A 19,421-nucleotide genomic window follows, 5' to 3' on the forward strand; every position below is an offset into this window, starting at 1 on the left:
GTCGTCCTCGTTGAGATACGCGATCAGCACGTCGGCGCCCTCCCGCGCGAAGGCGATCGCGACGGCGCGCCCGATGCCGCTGTCGCCGCCGGTGATGATCGCCTTTTTTCCGAGGAGTTTTCCCGAGCCCTGGTAAGTGTTTTCACCACAGTCGGGAATCGGATCCATCTGGGCCTGCACGCCCGGAACGGATTGTTGCTGCGCGGTAAAACCCATGTGATTTCCTTTGCGTTGCTCGAAAGATCGCTTTGCCATTCAGAGGCCGGCCGGGCAAACGTTTCTCCGGGCGGCGACGGCTTCTTCCCGCCTTACAGTTCGGGCCGGGCCTGGCCGGGCCGGCGGTCGGGACATCCGGATCGTCGTCGGCCGGCGGCCCGGGGTTCCGCCACTGCGCGCTGCCGCTGGATCGATTGCCGCGAACAGTGCCTTCCAATTCGTGCTCGAGCTCGTCGTCTTCCCTGAGCTGTGCTTAGAGTTGCCACATTGCACCCGATCGCCTCTTCGCGGATCTCTCGCCCCGCGCCCTCGCTGCTGCGTGCCGGGGAACGCCTTAGCGCACCGACTACCCGGCGGCGCACGGCTTAATCGCGACCGCCCGGTGTTAGCGGTGATACAGGTGTTAAGAGCTGTTACCCAAGAGATGTCGGCGAAAACAACCGCATTTCAGCAGCCAGCGGACCGGATATTGGCATGCAGCGGGGCGCGCATGTTTAAAGCCGTAGCCGGATGGCTATTTCGCTGCGTATATCCGCATGCCCTTGACGGGGGGCGATTGTGCGTTACGAAAGGAATGGACAATGAAGGTCACCAAGACGGCTGTTAAGACAGCTGCCGCTGCCGGGATTGCGGCTGTGAGTGTTTTCGCCGCGGCGCCGGCTTTTGCTTCGCCACCGCCCAACATTCAGGGATTCGGCACCAGCGAACAACTCGTGGACGGGGCCCTGATCACCAATTACACCGTGAGCAACCTGCAGCCCAGCAACGTCACCATCCCGGGCTACACGCCTAAGGGCACGCTCTACCAGGCGGACATCAGCGCCCGGTCGGATGCCGGGCTCGTCACCCCGATGGTCAACGACTTCATCGCCCGCGGCCCCAATGGTCAGAACTACCGGGTGATCGACAAGGTCGGGACTCCGAACGGACTGAACCCCGCTCCGATCCCGCAGGGCAGCGAGTCGACCGGCACGCTGTATTTCGACGTGACCGGCGCGCCCCCTAACGGCGTCGTCTACAACGACGGAATGCAAGACATTCTGATCTGGACGTCGAACATGGAGGGCGGCTCGGCGCCTGGTGCGGTGAACAGCCCGGCGCCTGGTGCGGTGAACAGCCCGGCGCCTGGCGCACCGAACAGCCCGGCCCCGGGTGCGCCGCCTGCGTCGGCGCCCACCGCTTGATCCGGCCGCAAAAACTCCCCGCACCCCCGGATGGTGCGGGGAGTTTTTTCCCAGGTGGGCAGAGTTTTTCCTAGGTGGGGCATTGGGCGTGCCGGAACCGGGTATCCGGCATTCATGAGCAATCCGGACCACAGACCATCGGACGTGCGCGAACAAGCGCAACGGAATGCCGAACAAACACGCGCGGCGATGGCGGAGCGGCGTAGCCAACGCAGCGGCGGCCTGAGCGGCTGGGTCGCCGAGCGCGCCGGTCGATGGGATCTCTCCGGCCAGGACGAGGCCACTTTGCAGCGACAGAAGTATCTATGGAATGTGCTGGTGGACTACTGGTTTCGAATGGAGATCGATGGTTGGGAGAACATTCCGGAATCACCGCCGGCGCTGTTGGTCGGGATCCACTCCGGGGCCCCGTTCGTCTGGGACGCCTGGACGGTCGGTCTGCAATGGTGGCGACGGTTCGGGCAGGACCGCGCCCTACATGGGACGGCGCATGACGCGTTGATGGCAATCCCGTTGTTCGGGCGCTACTTCCGGTCCATGGGTGTTCTCCCGGCCGCTCCGGATGCGATCGCCACCGCCTTGGCTGAAGGGCGTGATGTGGCGCTGTGGCCCGGCGGGGAAGTGGACTCGCTGCGCCCGTGGACCGAACGCGATCGTGCGAACCTCGCGGGGCGGACGGGCTTCGTCAAGATGGCGATCCGGGCCGGGGTGCCGATCGTGCCCATCGCCACCGTCGGCGGGGCCGACGCGATGCCGGTACTGATCCGCGGCGACCGACTGTCAAAAGCCTTGCAACTGGACCGTTTACTGCGGCTCAAGGTGTTCCCGCTGGCGATCTCGCTGCCCTGGGGGATCGCGCCGGCGGCACTTCCGCAGCTGCCGCTGCCGGCAAAGATCAGGACGCGCTTCATGCCCGCGGTAGAACTCGACCACGATCCCGCTCGGGTGGAGGACGAGGAATATATCGACCGCAAATACCATGAGGTGCAGGATTCCATCCAGGAGGGCATGGATGCGCTCGCACGCAAGCGCGCGTTCCCGCTATTCGGGTGATCCTCAGCGAAAAGGATTGCGGCCGTAGCTATCAGGGTGCGGACTGATTCGACCGCAACGGCGGCATCGCACCGGGCGTCAGCGCCGAATCAGCGACGACCCATTGCGGTCGCGGTGGCGTCGCCGCTCGGTAGCCGACTCCACGGACGGTGCCGACCATGAATTCGTGCCGGGTTCCGAGCTTGGCGCGCAGACGTCGAATGTGAACGTCGACGGTACGGACCCGGCCGTTGCCGTCATAGCCCCAAGCCTCCTGCATCAGGCGAGTCCGCGTGAACGCCTGACCGGCATGCAGCACAAGGAAGTTCAGCAATTTGAACTCGGCGAGCGTCAGGTCCAGATCACGGCCGTCCAGCGCGGCGGTGAAGCTGGCCGGATGCAGGAGAAGGTCGCCGAATTTCAGTGTGCCGTCGACGGTGCCACGGCGGCGGCCGACCGCCAGACGCAACCGTGCCCGCAGCTCTTCCGCGCCGGTGCCGGGAAGCATCACATCGTCGAAATTGCAGTCCCCGTCAACCGCCGCGCAATCCGCCGGCGCGACCAGGGCCACCACCGCGGTAGCGGGATTGTCGGTCGCCAGTCGACGGCTGACCGCCTGGGCCGCCGCCACGTTGCTGCGCGCATCGATGATCGCCACGTCGGCAGTGGCGCAATGCCCGTCGGTGTGCGCGCTGAGCGTCGTGCGCACGGGGAAGACGAACGTGGCCAAATCCGGTAGGGCCGATTCGAAATCAGCCTCATCGGTGAGCACCACAATGTCCAACGGCATGTCCAACGACATCTCCAAACCTCGTGAGGTCCCTACGTTCCCCCCGGTCCGCAGGCGCCTCGCGTGAGATGTCCGGCAGTGCTACGCGTGAATACCCACTCGCCGGAAAACCATGGCAAAGCTATGCAAACTCAGGCCGCCGCACCTAGCGGAGAAAGTCGATGGGCCCGGCCCATTTTCACGGACCGGACCCATCTTTCCCAGCAGGCTTACTGGTTGGACTTCTGGCGCTCCTCGGCCGCCTTGGCGCCGCCGCGTGCGGCTTCGGCCTCGGCTTCCTTCTTCGCCGCGTCGCGTTGCGCTTCGGCCTTGTCCTGCTGCGCCTGACCCTCACGCGTGAGGTCATCGCGACCGGCCACCGCGCCTACGGCCTCCTTGGCCTTACCTTTGACGTCCTCGACGACGCCCTTCACCGCTTCTGCGGGTCCCGACTTGTTTTCATCCGCCATTGGATCCATTCCTCCTCGTTGGCGTACTTTGAGCGATCCACGCTCAACGACGATCGCGAGCGATCGACCCGGTCACGCGGCGAAGCCGGTCCTTGTTGCTCAAGACCGCATATCTCACCGCGTTGTAGCGGATTCCCATGCCGTCCATGGCTCAAACGCCGCGCCCGGTGTCGAGATGATCCGGTACCGGGAGACTCGAAATCGCCCCGGCATGCCAACTGTGCGCATAATGCACCCCACCGATGCCGCGGTGTGCTGCGATGAGGCAGGATGTGAAATGCCGTTCCGGATGAGATCGCCCCGGGATGGCACTCTCATGCGAGGAGTCTGATGACGGAGTCCAGGGAGCCCCACGTCGCCGGCCCGGCGGCTCCGAGGCAGGAGCCGACGAATGGTCTGGCTTCCGGCCAGCCGCCGACCCGGGCCAGGTACTCGCGAGTGCTGCTCAAGCTCGGCGGGGAAATGTTCGGCGGCGGCCAGGTCGGTTTGGATCCCGATGTCGTGGCACAGGTGGCGCAACAGATCGCCGAGGTGGTCCGCGGCGGCGTCCAGGTCGCCGTCGTGATCGGCGGCGGCAACTTCTTCCGGGGCGCGCAGCTTCAGCAGCGCGGCATGGAACGCACCCGTTCGGACTACATGGGCATGCTGGGCACGGTGATGAACAGCCTCGCGCTGCAAGACTTCCTGGAGAAGGAAGGAATCGTCACCCGCGTCCAGACCGCGATCACCATGGGCCAGGTCGCCGAGCCCTATCTGCCCTTGCGCGCCGTGCGCCACCTGGAAAAGGGGCGGGTGGTGATCTTCGGCGCCGGCATGGGACTGCCGTACTTCTCCACCGACACCACCGCCGCGCAGCGCGCTTTGGAGATCGGCGCCGAGGTGGTGTTGATGGCCAAGGCAGTCGATGGCGTCTTCTCCGCGGATCCGCGGCAGCATCCCGAGGCCGAATTGATCACCGCGATCAGTCATCGTGAGGTCATCGACCGCGGGCTACGAGTGGCCGATGCCACCGCGTTCAGCCTGTGCATGGACAATGGCATGCCGATCCTGGTGTTCAACCTGCTGACCAATGGCAATATCGCCCGCGCGGTCGCGGGTGAGAAGATCGGGACTCTGGTCACCACCTGAGGGAAGGCGGCGCGCATGATCCGCGGTGGCGACGATCCAGAGCACAAGAGTGATGTGGGGGCACCTCCCGCTTGCGGGGGAGAGGAGCGGCGCAAATGATAGACGAGGCTCTCTTCGACGCGGAAGAGAAAATGGAGAAGGCCGTAGCGGTTGCCCGTGACGACTTGTCAACCATCCGAACCGGGCGCGCCAACCCGGGCATGTTCTCGCGGATCGTGATCGACTACTACGGCTCCAGTACCCCCATCACCCAACTGGCCAGCATCAACGTGCCCGAGGCGCGCCTGGTGGTGATCAAGCCCTACGAGGCCAGCCAGGTGGGCGCGATCGAGACGGCGATCCGCAACTCCGACCTGGGCGTCAACCCCACCAACGACGGCACCCTCATCCGGGTGGCGGTACCTCAGCTCACCGAGGAACGCCGCCGGGAACTGGTCAAACAGGCCAAGAGCAAGGGGGAGGACGCCAAGGTCTCGGTGCGCAACATCCGGCGCAAAGCGATGGAGGAGCTGCACCGCATCCGCAAGGACGGCGAGGCCGGCGAGGACGAGGTCGGCCGGGCCGAAAAGGATCTGGACAAGACCACGCATCAGTACACCACCCAGATCGAAGAGTTGGTCAAGCACAAAGAAGGCGAGCTGCTGGAGGTCTAGCGACCGCTCGGCAGCTAAGTTGATTCCGGTCCGTGGCCACCTCAGATCCCGGCGCAGGCACCCCGCCCGACGAGCCGGATCCTGCTTCTAAGAACGCGATCGAGCAGCCGGGCGAGAAGACCTCGCGGGCCGGACGCGACCTGCGCGCCGCGATCGCGGTGGGCGCCGGCATCGGCGGCGTCCTCATCGTGACGCTGGTGTATGCGCCGCGCTTCTGGGTTGGCATCGTCGCGCTCGCCATCCTGGTGGCGACCCACGAAGTCGTTCGGCGATTGCGCGAAGCCGGATATGTCATCCCCGTCATCCCGCTGCTCGTCGGCGGCCAGGTCACCGTCTGGCTGACCTGGCCTTTCCACGCCGCCGGCGCGCTGGCGGGCTTCGGCGCCACCGTGGTGGTCTGCAACGTGTGGCGGCTGTTCATGCGGGACAACACCGCACGGCCCGAGGCGTTCGGCGGCTCTTCGTCGGCAAACTACCTCAGGGACGCCTCGGCCACCGTTTTCCTGGCCGCCTGGGTGCCGCTGTTCGCTTCCTTCGGAGTGCTGCTGGTCTACCCGCACGACGGTGCCGGACGGGTGTTCTGCCTGATGATCACCGCCGTCGCGTCCGATGTCGGCGGCTATGCCGTCGGGGTGTTGTTCGGCAAGCACCCGATGGTCCCGGCGATCAGTCCCAAGAAGTCCTGGGAGGGATTCGCCGGATCTTTGGTGTTGGGGATCACCGCGGCGATCCTGACCGCGACCTTGCTGGCGGGCAAACCCCCGTGGCTAGGGGCTCTCCTGGGTGTCGTCCTGGTGGTCACCTGCACGCTGGGTGATCTGGTGGAGTCGCAGGTCAAGCGCGACCTCGGCATCAAGGACATGGGGCGGCTGCTCCCCGGGCACGGCGGGCTGATGGACCGGCTCGACGGCGTGCTGCCCTCGGCGGTCGCGGCCTGGACGGTATTGACACTCGTTCCCTAGGTCGGTCTCGGCGTGACCGATACTGGACGGGTCATGGTCCAACAATTGGTTTTCTCCGAGCCGCGCCCCGCCAAGCCGCCGCGGCATCTGGCCGATCTCGACGCGGACGGCCGCGCGTCCGCCGTCGCGGAGCTGGGCTTGCCCGCGTTTCGGGCCAAGCAACTGGCGCATCAGTACTACGGCCGCCTGATCGCCGACCCGCGGCAGATGACCGACCTACCGGCGGGCCTGCGCGACGCGATCGCCGACACGATGTTCCCGATCCTGCTCACTGCGGCCTCCGAGGTGGCCTGTGATGCCGGTCAGACTCGAAAGACGTTGTGGCGGGCCCTCGATGGGGTCACCGTGGAGTCGGTGTTGATGCGCTATCCGCAACGCAACACGGTGTGCATCTCGTCGCAGGCCGGCTGCGGCATGGCGTGTCCGTTCTGCGCGACCGGTCAGGGCGGGTTGAGCCGCAACCTGTCGACGGCCGAGATTCTCGAGCAGGTGCGCGCCGGCGCCGCGGCGCTGCGCGACGACTTCGGCGATCGGCTGTCCAACGTGGTCTTCATGGGCATGGGGGAGCCGCTGGCCAACTACGCGCGGGTGGTGGCCGCGGTGCGCCGCATCGTCGCCGCGCCGCCCGACGGTTTCGGTATTTCGGCCCGTTCGGTGACGGTGTCGACGGTGGGCCTGGCCCCCGCGATCCGCAAACTCGCCGACGAAGGGCTCGCGGTGACGCTGGCGCTGTCGCTGCACGCGCCCGACGACGAACTGCGCGACACACTGGTGCCGGTCAACAACCGGTGGAAGATCGCCGAGGCCCTCGACGCCGCACGGTATTACGCCGACGTCACGGGCCGGCGGGTGTCGGTGGAGTACGCGTTGATCCGTGACGTCAACGACCAGCCTTGGCGCGCAGACCTTTTGGGACAGCGGCTGCATCGCGCGCTTGGACCGTTGGTGCACGTGAACCTGATTCCCCTCAACCCGACGCCGGGCAGTGAGTGGGACGCCAGCCCCAAGGGGGTCGAGCGGGAGTTCGTCCGGCGGGTCCGCGCCAAGGGGGTCTCCTGCACGGTGCGTGATACGCGCGGGCGGGAGATCAGCGCCGCCTGTGGACAGCTGGCCGCCGAAGGCGGGTGAACCCGACGGTGGCCTGTCCCGTCGAGTAGGGCATAACTCCGCCAAATTGAGGTGTGCCATGAGTATTCGCTTGTCAGCCCTGAACAAAGCGTTTGCCGCGGTGCTGGTCGCCGCCGCGTTGATCGTCGGCGTGGGCAACGCACCACGCGCGCTGGCCGCTGACGACAGACTGCAATTCACCGGGACGACCCTGAGTGGCGCGCCGTTCAATGGCGCCAGTTTGCAGGGCAAGCCCGCGGTGCTGTGGTTCTGGGCGCCGTTCTGCCCGTTCTGCAACGCCGAGGCCCCGGCTGTCAACCGGGTCGCGGCCGCCAACCCGGGTGTCACCTTCGTCGGCGTCGCCGCGCACTCGGACGTGGACGCGATGCTGAACTTCGTCTCCAAGTACCACCTGAACTTCACCAACCTCAACGACGCCGACGGCTCCATCTGGGCGCGCTACAACGTCCCCTGGCAGCCCGCCTACGTGTTCTACCGTGCGGACGGCACCTCGACGTTCGTCAACAACCCGACCTCGGCGATGTCAGAGCAGGAGCTTTCCGACCGCGTCTCAGCCCTGAGGTCCTGACTCGGTGGACCAAGGGCTGGTCGGCCTGTCCTTCGCCGCCGGACTGGTGGCCGCGCTGAACCCGTGTGGGTTTGCCATGCTGCCCGCCTACCTACTGCTGGTGGTGCGCGGCGGGCGGCCCGGCGAACGCTCGGGGGTGTCGTCGGCGGTGGCGGCCGCCGGCCGGGCGGCGGCGGCCACCGTGGGGATGGCGCTGGGCTTCCTGACGGTGTTCGGCGTGTTCGGCGCGCTGACCGTATCGGCGGGCGCGACCGTGCAGCGGTTCCTGCCGTACGCCACCGTGGTCGTCGGCGTGGTGCTGATCGCGCTCGGCGTATGGCTGCTGTCGGGCCGGGCGCTGTCCGCCCTGACCCCGCGGCCGCTGGGCCCGCGGTGGGCTCCCACCGCGCGGCTGGGGTCCATGTACGGGTACGGCGTCAGCTATGCGATCGCCTCGCTGTCGTGCACCATCGGACCGTTTCTGGCCGTCACCGCCGCCGGCCTGCGCGGGGGATCGGTTGTCACCGGTGTGGCGATCTACCTCGCCTACAGCGCGGGGCTGACCCTGGTCGTCGGTGTGCTCGCCGTCGCCGCGGCGACGGCGAGCACCGCGATGGTGGATCGGTTGCGCCGGATCCTGCCATTCGTCAACCGGGTCGGTGGCGCGCTGCTGGTGCTGGTGGGGCTGTACGTGGCGTATTACGGCAGCTACGAGGTGCGCCTGTTCGGTGCGGGCGCCAACCCACAGGACGCGGTGATCATCGCGGCCGGGCGCCTGCAGGGCGCGATGGCCGGCTGGGTGCATCAGCACGGACTATGGCCGTGGGCGATGGCCGTGCTCGCGTTGGCGGTCGCCGTGATCGGCAGCGCGTGGTATCGCCGGGCGCGACGCTAGGGCAAACGGGGTGGTCGCTACCTGATCCAGCCGCGCCGGCGGCCCCACAGGTCGCGGATCAAGACGACGAGAACCAGCGCCGCGAACACGATCAGGAACCAGTCCTCGACATGGCCGACGTGGTTGCCGTGCAGCATCGCCAGCAAAAACCCCAAGGCGCACAGGCCGACGATGTGCCAGGTCCGGTGATTGATTCGGCTCCAACCCCACGGGGCCGACGGCACCTCGACGGTGTCGACGCCGGTGAAGTGCTCCACCTCGGTACTGGCCACGGCGAATCCCTTTCGGATCGGATCGGCTTGACGAACCCAAATTCTGGCACAACCCGCAGCCGGGCTCGCGGGCATGGCCGCATCATGGCCCCGGTCGGTGTCGGGCGGCACAATGAATGGGTGACCAACCCGACGACCGACGGGCAAAACCCGGGCCGCTTGCGCGTGCTGGTGCTGGGCAGTACCGGCTCGATCGGTACGCAGGCGCTGGACGTGATAGCGGCCAATCCGGACCGCTTCGAAGTGGTCGGGCTGGCCGCGGGCGGCGCGAACCTGGACACGCTGTTGCATCAGCGCGCCGCCACCGGTGTGACCAACATCGCGGTCGCGGACGAACGGGCGGCGCAGCGGGCCGGTGACATCCCGTTCCACGGACCCGAAGCGGTGACCCGCCTGGTCCAGGAGACCGAGGCCGACGTCGTCCTCAATGCGCTGGTGGGCGCGCTCGGCCTGCGGCCAACACTGGCCGCGCTGGAGTCGGGCGCCCGGCTGGCGCTGGCCAACAAGGAATCGTTGATCGCCGGTGGTCCGCTGGTGCTCAGGGCGGCCACGCCCGGCCAGATCGTGCCGGTGGACTCCGAACATTCCGCGCTGGCCCAATGCCTGCGCGGTGGGACCCCCGACGAAGTCGCCAAGCTGGTCCTCACCGCCTCCGGCGGCCCGTTCCGCGGCTGGACCGCCGCGCAGCTCGAGGACGTCACCCCCGAGCAGGCCGGCGCCCACCCGACGTGGTCGATGGGCCCGATGAACACGCTGAACTCGGCCTCGCTGGTCAACAAGGGGCTCGAGCTCATCGAGACCCACCTGCTGTTCGGCCTCCCCTATGACCGCATCGAGGTGGTCGTGCACCCCCAGTCGATTGTTCATTCGATGGTCACCTTCGTCGACGGCTCGACCCTCGCCCAGGCCAGCCCGCCGGACATGAAGCTGCCGATTTCGCTGGCCCTGGGCTGGCCGCACCGGGTCCCCGGGGCGGCCGCCTGCTGCGACTTCAGCACCGCGTCTAGCTGGGAATTCGAGCCGCTGGACACCGACGTTTTCCCCGCCGTCGAGCTGGCCCGGCATGCGGGTCAGACCGGCGGCTGCATGACCGCCGTCTACAACGCCGCCAACGAGGAGGCGGCCGGGGCGTTCCTGGCGGGCCGGATCGGATTCGGCGCCATCGTCAAAACCATCGCCGACGTGCTGCACGCCGCCGACCAATGGGCCGTCTCACCCGCTAACGTGGATGAGGTACTCGATGCGCAGCGCTGGGCACGGGAGCGGGCGCAGCGTGCTGTCGCACAAGCACGGCCCGCCAAATTGTCGGCTAAGGCCTCCGGAGTGGTGTGAGAAAGGTCCTCGCAGCCTAATGATGTTCGTCATCGGCATTGTGCTGTTCGCCCTGGCCATCCTGATCTCGGTGGCCCTGCACGAGTGCGGTCATATGTGGGTTGCGCGCGCCACCGGCATGAAGGTGCGCCGCTATTTCGTCGGTTTCGGCCCCACGTTGTGGTCGACCCGGCGCGGCGAAACGGAGTACGGCCTCAAAGCCGTGCCGCTGGGCGGCTTCTGCGACATCGCCGGCATGACCTCGGTCGAGGAGCTGATGCCCGACGAGACCGACCGTGCCATGTTCAAGCAGGCGGCCTGGAAGCGGATCGCGGTGCTGTTCGCCGGCCCCGCGGCCAACTTTGTCATCTGCCTGGTGCTGCTCTACGTCATCGCGCTGATTTGGGGACTGCCGGACCTGCACCCCCAGACCAAGGCGGTGGTCGGCGAAACCGCTTGTGTGGCACCGGAAGTGGCACCGGGCAAGATCGCGGACTGCACCGGGCCGGGGCCGGCGGCGCTGGCCGGAATCCGCCCCGGCGACGTCATCGTCAAGGTGGGGAACACCCCGGTGTCGACCTTCGAGGAGATGGCCGCCGCCATCCGCAAGGTGCACGGCAACGTGCCGATCGTCGCCGAGCGCGACGGCACCCCCATCACCACCTATGTCAACGTCACGCCCACCCAGCGCTACCTGACCAACGGGGCCGAAGGGCAGGGCGGTCAACCCCAGGCCTCGACGGTCGGCGCGATCGGCGTGGGTGCCGTCAGAGTCGGCCCGACGCAGTACGGGGTGTTCTCCGCGATCCCGGGCAGCCTGACGTTTGCCGGGGACCTGACCGTCGAGGTGGGCAAGGCGCTTGTCACGATCCCGACCAAGGTGGGCGCGCTGATGCACGCCATCGGCGGCGGTCAGCGTGACCCGCAGACGCCGATGAGCGTGGTCGGGGCCAGCATCATCGGCGGCGACACCGTCGACCACGGACTGTGGGTGGCGTTCTGGTTCTTCCTGGCCCAGCTGAACCTCATCCTGGGGGCGATCAACCTGGTGCCGCTGCTGCCCTTCGATGGCGGGCACATCGCGATCGCGATGTTCGAAAAGGTCCGCAACCTGATCCGGTCGGCCCGGGGCATGGTCGCGGCCGCTCCGGTGAACTACCTCAAACTCATGCCCGCGACGTACGTCGTGCTGGTGTTCGTGGTCGGCTACATGCTGCTGACCGTGACCGCCGATCTGGTCAACCCGATCCGACTCTTCCAGTAACCAACGAACCGAAGGAATCAACACAGTGACCCGCGCTGGCGACGATAGGCAGGGCAGTGCGATCTCGAGAGGGCATGAGGAGCAGCGCAAATGACCATTGGCCTGGGCATGCCGGACGCCCCGGCAACCACGCTTGCACCCCGGCGGCAAACGCGCCAACTGATGGTCCGCGACGTCGGGGTGGGCAGCGACCATCCGATTTCGGTGCAGTCGATGTGCACCACCAAGACCCATGACGTCGACACCACACTGCAACAGATCGCAGAGCTGACCGCGGCCGGCTGTGACATCGTCCGGGTGGCCTGCCCGCGTCAGGAGGACGCCGACGCGCTGGCCGAGATCGCCCGGCACAGCCAGATCCCGGTGATCGCCGACATCCACTTCCAGCCGAAATACATCTTCGCCGCCATCGACGCGGGATGTGCCGCGGTGCGGGTGAACCCGGGCAACATCAAGGAATTCGACGGCCGCGTCGGCGAGGTCGCCAAGGCCGCCGGCGCCGCCGGCATTCCGATCCGCATCGGGGTCAACGCCGGCTCGCTGGACAAGCGGTTCATGGAGAAATACGGCAAAGCCACCCCCGAGGCGCTGGTCGAGTCCGCGCTGTGGGAAGCCTCGTTGTTCGAGGAGCACGGCTTCGGCGACATCAAGATCAGCGTCAAGCACAACGACCCGGTGGTGATGGTCGCCGCGTACGAGCAACTGGCGCAGCAGTGCGACTACCCGTTGCACCTCGGCGTCACCGAGGCCGGTCCCGCGTTCCAGGGCACCATCAAGTCCGCGGTCGCCTTCGGCGCGCTGCTGTCGCGCGGGATCGGCGACACCATCCGGGTGTCGCTGTCGGCGCCACCGGTCGAGGAAGTCAAGGTCGGCAACCAGATCCTCGAGTCGCTGAACCTGCGGCCGCGTGGGCTGGAGATCGTGTCGTGTCCGTCGTGCGGTCGCGCGCAGGTCGACGTCTACACCCTGGCCAACGCCGTCTCCGCGGGCCTGGAGGGTCTCGACGTCCCGCTGCGGGTCGCCGTGATGGGCTGCGTCGTCAACGGCCCGGGGGAGGCCCGCGAGGCCGACCTCGGCGTCGCATCGGGAAATGGCAAGGGGCAGATCTTCGTTCGCGGCGAAGTGATCAAGACCGTGCCCGAATCCCAGATCGTCGAGACGTTGATCGAGGAGGCCCTGCGGCTCGCCTCGGAAATGGGAGGGGCAATGGGTGCAGAGGTGAGCGGCGATCACGGACCGGACACAACATCGAGCGGTTCGCCGATTGTGACCGTAAGCTGATAAACGCCAGCGCCCTGCGTTAGCCCTGAGTTCGCACCACAGAGAGTTCGCCCCATGTCGGCTCCGCCCCTTTTCCGCCTAGTCGGCGAGCGACGGGTGTCCGTGGTGCGTGATGCGGCCGCGGTCTGGCGGGTGCTCGAGGACGATCCCGTCGCATCGTGCATGGTCGCGGCCCGCGTGGCGGACCACGGCATCGACCCCAATTCGATCGGCGGAGAACTGTGGACGCTGCGGGGGGCCGACGAATCGCTGTGCTTCGCCGGCGCCAACCTGATCCCGCTGCGCGGCGCGCCGGCCGATCTGGGCGCGTTTGCCGACGAGGCCATGCGCGGGACGCGGCGCTGCTCGTCACTGGTCGGCAGGGCCGACCTGGTGATGCCGATGTGGGAGCGGCTCGAGGCGGCGTGGGGCCCGGCCCGCGACGTCCGCGATCACCAGCCGCTGCTGGCGTTGTCCACCTACCCGAGCTGTGACATCGACACCGCGGTGCGCCAAGTCCGGCCCGAGGAGCTCGACGCCTACCTGGTGGCCGCCGTCGACATGTTCATCGGCGAGGTGGGCGTCGACCCGCGGATCGGGGACGGTGGTCGCGGGTACCGGCGACGGGTGGCCAGCCTCATCACGTCGGGGCGCGCCTGGGCGCGGTTCGAGCGCGGCCAGGTCGTCTTCAAGGCGGAGGTGGGCTCGCAGTCCCCGGGGGTGGGCCAAATCCAGGGGGTGTGGGTGCACCCGGAGTGGCGAGGCCTGGGCCTGGGGACCGCCGGTACCGCCACGGTCGCCGCGGTGATCGTCGGCACCGGGCGGACCGCCAGCCTCTACGTCAACGACTTCAATGCGGTGGCGCGCGCTGCCTACGCCCGCGTCGGCTTTGCCGAGATCGGCACCTTCGCGACGGTGCTGCTCGACTGACGCCCTAGTTGCGGGCCGGCCCGCGCGAGTGTGCGGCTGGCCGCACATTCGGCGCTGAAGGTGCGGCTGCCCGCACATTCGGCCCAAGGGAGCCGCCTTGGCCACGCATAACGGTTCGATCTCGGTGTGGCGGCGCCGCTGTTCAGGCCACAGCTCATAACATCAGCATCGATGGTAACTAGAACAACAGCGGCCTCATCCGTTTCAGGCCTGCTGCTCGTCGCGGTCATCGCGCTCTCCGGGTGCACACCGCGGCCCGACGGCCCGGGACCGGCCGCGGAGAAGTTCTTCCGCGCGCTGGCCGTCGGCGACACCGCGACGGCCGCTCAGCTCAGCGACAGCCCCAACGACGCGCGCGAGGCACTCAACGCGGCCTGGTCCGGCCTGCAGGCGACCCACCTCGACGCGCAGGTCCTCAACGCCAAGTACGCCGAGGACACCGGCACGGTCGGCTATCGCTTCGCCTGGCACCTGCCCAAAAACCGGATCTGGAGCTATGACGGCCAGCTGAAGATGGCACGCGACGAGGGGCGCTGGCGGGTGCGGTGGACCACCAGCGCGCTGCACGCCAAACTGGGCGAGCACCAAACGTTCGCGCTGCGCGCGGATCGGCCGCGGCGCGCCTCGGTGAACGAACTCGGCGGCAGCGACGTGCTGGTGCCGGGCTACCTGTACCACTACACGCTGGACGCCACCCAGGCCGGACCCGCGCTGATCGGCACCGCGCACGCGGTGGTCGACGTGCTGCACCCCTTCAACGGTGCGCTCAATGACCCGCAACTGCTGGCCGAGCAGGCCAGTTCGACGCCCCATCCGGTGGAGCTGGGGGTGACGCTGCACCCCGACGACAACGACAAGGTGTTCCCGGCGATCGGCCGACTGCCCGGCATCGTGGTCACACCTCAACCCGAAATGCTGCCCACCGACCCGCACTTCGCGCCGGCGGTCATCTCCGCGGTGAAGAACGCCGTGGTGGACCAACTCGACGGCGAGGCGGGCTGGCGGGTGGTGAGCGTCAACCAGAACGGCGTCGAGGTCGAAGTGCTGCACGAGGTCGAGGGCTCACCGGCGCCGTCGGTGTCGCTCACCATGGACCGGGCGGTGCAAAACGCCGCTCAGCATGCGGTGGACACCCGCGGCGGCAAGGCGATGATCGTGGTGATCAAGCCGTCGACCGGGGAGATCCTCGCGATCGCGCAGAACACGGGCGCCGACGCCGACGGCCTGCCGGCCACCACCGGGCTGTTCCCGCCCGGGTCGACGTTCAAGATGGTCACCGCGGGCGCGGCCGTCGAACGTGACATGGCCACCCCCAACACCATGCTGGGCTGCCCGGGCCGTCTCGACATCGGGCACCGCACCATCCCCAACTACGGCGGCTTCGATCTCGGGGTGGTGCCGATGTCGCGGGCGTTCGCGAGTTCGTGCAACACCACCTTCGCCGAGCTCAGCAGCAAGATGCCGCCGCGCGGCCTGACCCAGGCGGCCTCCCGCTACGGGATCGGGCTGGACTATCAGATCGATGGCCTCACGACGGTGACTGGGTCGGTGCCGCCGACGGTGGACCTCGCCGAGCGGACCGAGGACGGCTTCGGCCAGGGCAAGGTGCTGGCCAGTCCGTTCGGCATGGCGATGGTGGCGGCGACGGTCGCCGCCGGCAAGACGCCCGTGCCGCAACTGATCGCGGGCCGGCAGACGGCCGTCCAGGGCGACACCACGCCGATCAGCCCGAAGATGGTTGACGCGCTGCGGCCCATGATGCGGCTGGTGGTGACCAACGGGACCGCCAAGGAGATCGCCGGCTGCGGCGAGGTGTACGGGAAGACCGGTGAGGCCGAGTTTCCCGGCGGGTCGCATTCCTGGTTCGCCGGCTACCGCGGCGATCTGGCGTTCGCGGCGCTGATCGTCGGGGGTGGTAGCTCGGAATACGCCGTCCGGATGACCAAGGTGATGCTCGAATCGCTGCCGCCGGACTTTCTGGCCTAGTCCGATAGTGGCGACCCGCTTCGCCCGGCTACGCCCTCTAGTGGCGACCCGCTTCGCCCGGCTACGCCGCGCTTGCGATCGCCACGGCCGCGCTTGCGATCACCACGGCCGCGCTTGCGATCGCCACCAGCGCCGGGTCACCCGGCCCGCATCAGCGGTAAATTGCGAGCATGACGGATACCGGTGGCGACATGGTGGCCCCTGTGTCACTGCGTGTCTCCGACGCCGACCGAAACGGCACGATGCGGCGACTGCACAACGCCGTCGCGCTCGGGCTGATCGATATCGACGAGTTCGAGCAGCGCTCGTCGCAAGTGTCCTACGCGCGCACGCGCGGTGAGCTGGACGGTCTGGTCGGCGATCTGCCGGGACCGGGCGCCATCGTCACTTCCGCCGCCGACCGGGTGGAGCTGCGCGGCTGGGCGGGCTCGCTGAAGCGGCACGGCGAATGGACGGTCCCGTCCCGCCTGGCGCTGGTCCGCCGGCTGGGCTCGGTGGACCTCGACCTCACCAAGGCCCGGTTCGCCGGGCCGGTGGTGGTCGTCGAACTGGACATGCGATTCGGCTCGGTGGAGATGCGATTGCCCGAGGGCGCCAGCGCGTCGATCGACGACGTCGAGGTCTACGTGGGCAGCGCCAGCGACCGCCGCAAAGACCCACCCGGCGAGGGCAGGCCGCACGTCGTGCTGACCGGGCGGGTGGTGTGCGGCTCGGTGATCATCCGGGGACCGCGCCGCTCGCTGTTGCGCCGCCAGCGACTCTGAACGGGCCGGGGACCGCAGTTAAGCTGGTCGCATGCCCGCTCGCACCGCGCTTTCCCCCGGAGAGTTGTCCCCGACTCTGCCGGTGCCCGGCCGCGTCCCGCGCCCGGAATACGTCGGCAAGGCCACGGCCCAGGAGGGCAGCGAGCCGTGGGTGCAGACGCCGGAGGTGATCGAGAAGATGCGGGTCGCCGGCCGCATCGCGGCGCGCGCGCTGGTGGAGGCGGGCAAGGCGGTCGCGCCGGGGGTGACCACCGACGAGCTCGACCGGATCGCCCACGAGTACATGGTCGACCACGGCGCCTACCCGTCGACGCTGGGCTACAAGGGCTTCCCGAAGTCGTGTTGCACGTCGCTCAACGAGGTTATCTGCCACGGCATCCCGGACTCGACGGTGATCGCCGACGGTGACATCGTCAACATCGACGTGACCGCCTACATCGACGGGGTGCACGGCGACACCAACGCCACGTTCCTGGCGGGCGACGTCGCGCAAGAACACCGGCTGCTCGTGGAGCGAACCCGGGAGGCGACGATGCGCGCCATCAACGCCGTCAAGCCGGGGCGTGCCCTGTCGGTCGTCGGCCGCGTCATCGAGTCGTATGCGAATCGGTTCGGCTACAACGTCGTTCGCGACTTCACCGGTCACGGCATCGGCACCACGTTTCACAACGGCCTGGTCGTCCTGCACTACGACCAGCCCTCCGTGTCGACCATCATGCAGCCGGGCATGACGTTCACCATCGAACCGATGATCAACCTTGGCGGCCTGGACTACGAGATCTGGGACGACGGCTGGACGGTGGTCACCAAGGACCGCAAGTGGACCGCGCAGTTCGAGCACACCCTGCTGGTCACCGACACCGGCGTCGAAATCCTCACGCTGCCATGAGGCTCCCGCCGCGAGCAGACAGAGAATCGCATTTCGCGGAGGGAAACCATGCGATTCTGCTGGGGGCACCTCCCGCTTGCGGGGGACTGCTCGCCACAAGGAGGTGAGCGGGGCCCTGCTGGTCGCCGGCACCAGTTCCGACGCCGGGAAATCGGTGGTGGTGGCGGCCCTGTGCCGGTTGCTGGCCCGCGGCGGGATCCGGGTCGCCCCGTTCAAGGCGCAGAACATGTCCAACAACTCCGTGGTCACCGTCGAGGGCGGTGAAATTGGCCGCGCCCAGGCGATTCAGGCCCGCGCGGCGGGGCTGGAACCCAGCGTGCGGTTCAACCCTATTCTGCTCAAACCGGGCAGTGACCGCACTTCGCAACTCGTGATCAAGGGCCGGGTCGCCGAGTCGGTCAGCGCGAAAAGCTATGTGCGGCACCGTGACCGGCTCGCTTCCATCGTTCTCGACGAGTTGACTTCTCTGCGAGACGAATTCGACGCGGTGATCTGTGAGGGGGCGGGCTCTCCCGCCGAAATCAACCTGCGCGCCACGGACTTGGCCAACATGGGATTGGCCAGGGCCGCGAGCCTGCCGGTGGTCCTGGTCGGCGACATCGACCGCGGCGGACTGCTCGCGCACCTGTTCGGTACGGTCGCGGTGCTCGAGCCCGACGACCAAGCGCTGATCGCCGGTTTCATCGTCAACAAATTCCGGGGTGATCCCGCGCTGCTCGAGCCGGGATTGCGCCAGTTGCACGCCATGACGGGGCGGCCCACCTACGGGGTGCTGCCGTATGCCGACGAGCTGTGGCTGGACGCCGAAGACTCGCTGTCGGTGGTCGCGCACCGCGTCATCGGCACCCCCGCCCCGCCACGCGGCGACGAGTGGTTGCGGGTGGCCGCGGTCCGGCTGCCCCGGATTTCGAATTCCACCGACGTCGAGGCGCTGGCATGTGAACCGGGCGTGTTGGTGCGCTGGGTCACCGGCCCCGCCGACGTTTCCGATACCGACCTGATCGTCATCCCCGGCAGCAAAGCCACCGTCGCCGACCTGTCCTGGTTGCGGGAACACGGCCTGGCCGAGGCGATCATCGCGCACGCCCGGGCCGGCAAGCCGGTGCTGGGGATCTGCGGGGGATTTCAGATGCTGTGCCGTCGCATCGACGATCCGGTGGAATCCGGCACCGGTGACGTGCCGGGGCTGGGGTTGCTGGACGCCGACATCGCCTTCCATCCGGCCAAGACCTTGCGCCGCTGGCAACGTCGGATCGATCGCCCCCTGAGCGGATACGAAATCCATCACGGGCGGGTCGCCCGCTGCGCGGAGCAGAGCTGGTTCGAATCGGGCGACGATCCGCACCCGCAGGGTCTGGTGCGCGGCGCGGTCTTTGGGACGCATTGGCACGGCTTGCTCGACAACGACGATTTCCGTCGTGCGTGGCTCACCCGGGTCGCCGTCGCGGCCGGCCGGCGCGGCTTCGTGGTCGACGACGACACCGACGTCGCCGCCCGGCGCGACGCCCAACTCGATCTCGCCGCCGACCTGCTGGCCGCCCACCTGGACGTCGACGCCGTCCTCGGCTTGCTCGACGGCCGGTCGCCGCCGCGACCGTATCTCGCAAGCCGGTTGTGCCCATAGGACATTGGCCGGTACCGCGACGTGAACGTCGCTGTTGACGGCGCGGTCAAAGCTCCGTCATATGATGCCGTGGGAAACTGTGTCCCTGTATCACATGCCTCAGAATCGTCGCGCGCCCATGCCGTTTGGGTTAGCGT

Annotated in this window: 20 protein-coding genes; 16 read left to right on the forward strand and 4 right to left on the reverse strand. The window is 67.9% G+C overall.

Annotation, left to right across the window (positions count from 1 at the left end; all coding sequences use genetic code 11):
- A partial coding sequence (locus tag Q0W90_RS07705; protein WP_297773962.1) for an SDR family NAD(P)-dependent oxidoreductase occupies positions 1 to 216 on the reverse strand: 216 nt, incomplete at its 3' end.
- A 581-nt stretch (positions 217 to 797) separates the two neighbouring features.
- On the opposite strand from Q0W90_RS07705, the gene Q0W90_RS07710 reads away from it, so the two are divergent.
- Both Q0W90_RS07710 and Q0W90_RS07715 read left to right on the forward strand, forming a co-directional pair.
- Complete coding sequence (locus Q0W90_RS07710; RefSeq protein ID WP_297599521.1) at positions 798 to 1,400, forward strand: MPT63 family protein; 603 nt, start codon at positions 798 to 800, stop codon at positions 1,398 to 1,400.
- Between the two features lie 114 nt (positions 1,401 to 1,514).
- On the forward strand, positions 1,515 to 2,453 hold the full coding sequence (locus tag Q0W90_RS07715) for a lysophospholipid acyltransferase family protein (RefSeq protein ID WP_297599522.1): 939 nt from the start codon (positions 1,515 to 1,517) through the stop codon (positions 2,451 to 2,453).
- A 31-nt stretch (positions 2,454 to 2,484) separates the two neighbouring features.
- Here Q0W90_RS07715 and Q0W90_RS07720 read toward each other — a convergent pair whose 3' ends face one another.
- Together Q0W90_RS07720 and Q0W90_RS07725 are read right to left on the reverse strand one after the other, a co-directional pair.
- Complete coding sequence (locus Q0W90_RS07720; protein ID WP_297599528.1) at positions 2,485 to 3,222, reverse strand: response regulator transcription factor; 738 nt, start codon at positions 3,220 to 3,222, stop codon at positions 2,485 to 2,487.
- Positions 3,223 to 3,431: 209 nt separating this feature from the next.
- On the reverse strand, positions 3,432 to 3,671 hold the full coding sequence (locus tag Q0W90_RS07725) for a CsbD family protein (RefSeq protein ID WP_297599523.1): 240 nt from the start codon (positions 3,669 to 3,671) through the stop codon (positions 3,432 to 3,434).
- 330 nt (positions 3,672 to 4,001) lie between these two features.
- On the opposite strand from Q0W90_RS07725, the gene pyrH reads away from it, so the two are divergent.
- From pyrH to Q0W90_RS07755, 6 genes are all read left to right on the forward strand, one after another.
- A complete protein-coding gene (pyrH, locus tag Q0W90_RS07730) occupies positions 4,002 to 4,799 on the forward strand; it encodes a UMP kinase (protein WP_297599524.1) in 798 nt (265 codons plus the stop codon).
- Between the two features lie 95 nt (positions 4,800 to 4,894).
- Positions 4,895 to 5,452: a ribosome recycling factor gene (gene frr / locus Q0W90_RS07735; protein ID WP_067254696.1), complete on the forward strand. Its 558-nt coding sequence runs from the start codon at positions 4,895 to 4,897 to the stop codon at positions 5,450 to 5,452.
- Positions 5,453 to 5,484: 32 nt separating this feature from the next.
- Positions 5,485 to 6,414 (forward strand): phosphatidate cytidylyltransferase, encoded by a 930-nt coding sequence (locus Q0W90_RS07740; RefSeq protein WP_297599525.1) that lies wholly within the window; start codon positions 5,485 to 5,487, stop codon positions 6,412 to 6,414.
- A gap of 33 nt (positions 6,415 to 6,447) precedes the next feature.
- Complete coding sequence (gene rlmN, locus Q0W90_RS07745; protein WP_297599526.1) at positions 6,448 to 7,542, forward strand: 23S rRNA (adenine(2503)-C(2))-methyltransferase RlmN; 1,095 nt, start codon at positions 6,448 to 6,450, stop codon at positions 7,540 to 7,542.
- A gap of 58 nt (positions 7,543 to 7,600) precedes the next feature.
- Entirely contained in the window at positions 7,601 to 8,110 is a 510-nt protein-coding gene (locus Q0W90_RS07750) for a protein disulfide oxidoreductase (protein WP_297773966.1), read from the forward strand.
- 4 nt (positions 8,111 to 8,114) lie between these two features.
- On the forward strand, positions 8,115 to 8,984 hold the full coding sequence (locus Q0W90_RS07755; protein ID WP_297601954.1) for a cytochrome c biogenesis CcdA family protein: 870 nt from the start codon (positions 8,115 to 8,117) through the stop codon (positions 8,982 to 8,984).
- Between the two features lie 17 nt (positions 8,985 to 9,001).
- Here Q0W90_RS07755 and Q0W90_RS07760 read toward each other — a convergent pair whose 3' ends face one another.
- Positions 9,002 to 9,256 (reverse strand): DUF2631 domain-containing protein, encoded by a 255-nt coding sequence (locus Q0W90_RS07760; protein ID WP_297601952.1) that lies wholly within the window; start codon positions 9,254 to 9,256, stop codon positions 9,002 to 9,004.
- Positions 9,257 to 9,376: 120 nt separating this feature from the next.
- Between Q0W90_RS07760 and dxr the strand changes: the two genes are divergently transcribed.
- The 8 genes from dxr (at position 9,377) to Q0W90_RS07800 (ending at position 19,284) form a co-directional block, all read left to right on the forward strand.
- The gene (dxr, locus tag Q0W90_RS07765; protein WP_297601950.1) at positions 9,377 to 10,588 is read left to right on the forward strand and encodes a 1-deoxy-D-xylulose-5-phosphate reductoisomerase; all 1,212 of its coding nucleotides are present in this window, start codon (positions 9,377 to 9,379) and stop codon (positions 10,586 to 10,588) included.
- Positions 10,589 to 10,607: 19 nt separating this feature from the next.
- Complete coding sequence (locus Q0W90_RS07770; RefSeq protein ID WP_297699968.1) at positions 10,608 to 11,831, forward strand: RIP metalloprotease; 1,224 nt, start codon at positions 10,608 to 10,610, stop codon at positions 11,829 to 11,831.
- Between the two features lie 90 nt (positions 11,832 to 11,921).
- Positions 11,922 to 13,112 carry a flavodoxin-dependent (E)-4-hydroxy-3-methylbut-2-enyl-diphosphate synthase gene (gene ispG, locus Q0W90_RS07775; RefSeq protein WP_297699969.1) on the forward strand — a complete coding sequence of 397 codons (1,191 nt, stop codon included), beginning with the start codon at positions 11,922 to 11,924 and terminating at the stop codon, positions 13,110 to 13,112.
- A 54-nt stretch (positions 13,113 to 13,166) separates the two neighbouring features.
- Positions 13,167 to 14,021 carry a GNAT family N-acetyltransferase gene (locus tag Q0W90_RS07780; protein ID WP_297599254.1) on the forward strand — a complete coding sequence of 285 codons (855 nt, stop codon included), beginning with the start codon at positions 13,167 to 13,169 and terminating at the stop codon, positions 14,019 to 14,021.
- 171 nt (positions 14,022 to 14,192) lie between these two features.
- Positions 14,193 to 16,007, forward strand: a complete 1,815-nt coding sequence (locus tag Q0W90_RS07785) for a penicillin-binding transpeptidase domain-containing protein (RefSeq protein WP_297599252.1) — start codon at positions 14,193 to 14,195, stop codon at positions 16,005 to 16,007.
- Between the two features lie 170 nt (positions 16,008 to 16,177).
- The gene (locus tag Q0W90_RS07790; protein WP_297773971.1) at positions 16,178 to 16,771 is read left to right on the forward strand and encodes a DUF1707 domain-containing protein; all 594 of its coding nucleotides are present in this window, start codon (positions 16,178 to 16,180) and stop codon (positions 16,769 to 16,771) included.
- A 31-nt stretch (positions 16,772 to 16,802) separates the two neighbouring features.
- Positions 16,803 to 17,660 (forward strand): type I methionyl aminopeptidase, encoded by an 858-nt coding sequence (map, locus tag Q0W90_RS07795; RefSeq protein ID WP_297701035.1) that lies wholly within the window; start codon positions 16,803 to 16,805, stop codon positions 17,658 to 17,660.
- A 103-nt stretch (positions 17,661 to 17,763) separates the two neighbouring features.
- Complete coding sequence (locus tag Q0W90_RS07800; protein WP_297701034.1) at positions 17,764 to 19,284, forward strand: cobyric acid synthase; 1,521 nt, start codon at positions 17,764 to 17,766, stop codon at positions 19,282 to 19,284.
- The last annotated feature ends 137 nt before the right edge of the window (positions 19,285 to 19,421 follow it).

This window comes from Mycobacterium sp. (genome assembly GCF_025933915.1).
Classification (GTDB): domain Bacteria; phylum Actinomycetota; class Actinomycetes; order Mycobacteriales; family Mycobacteriaceae; genus Mycobacterium.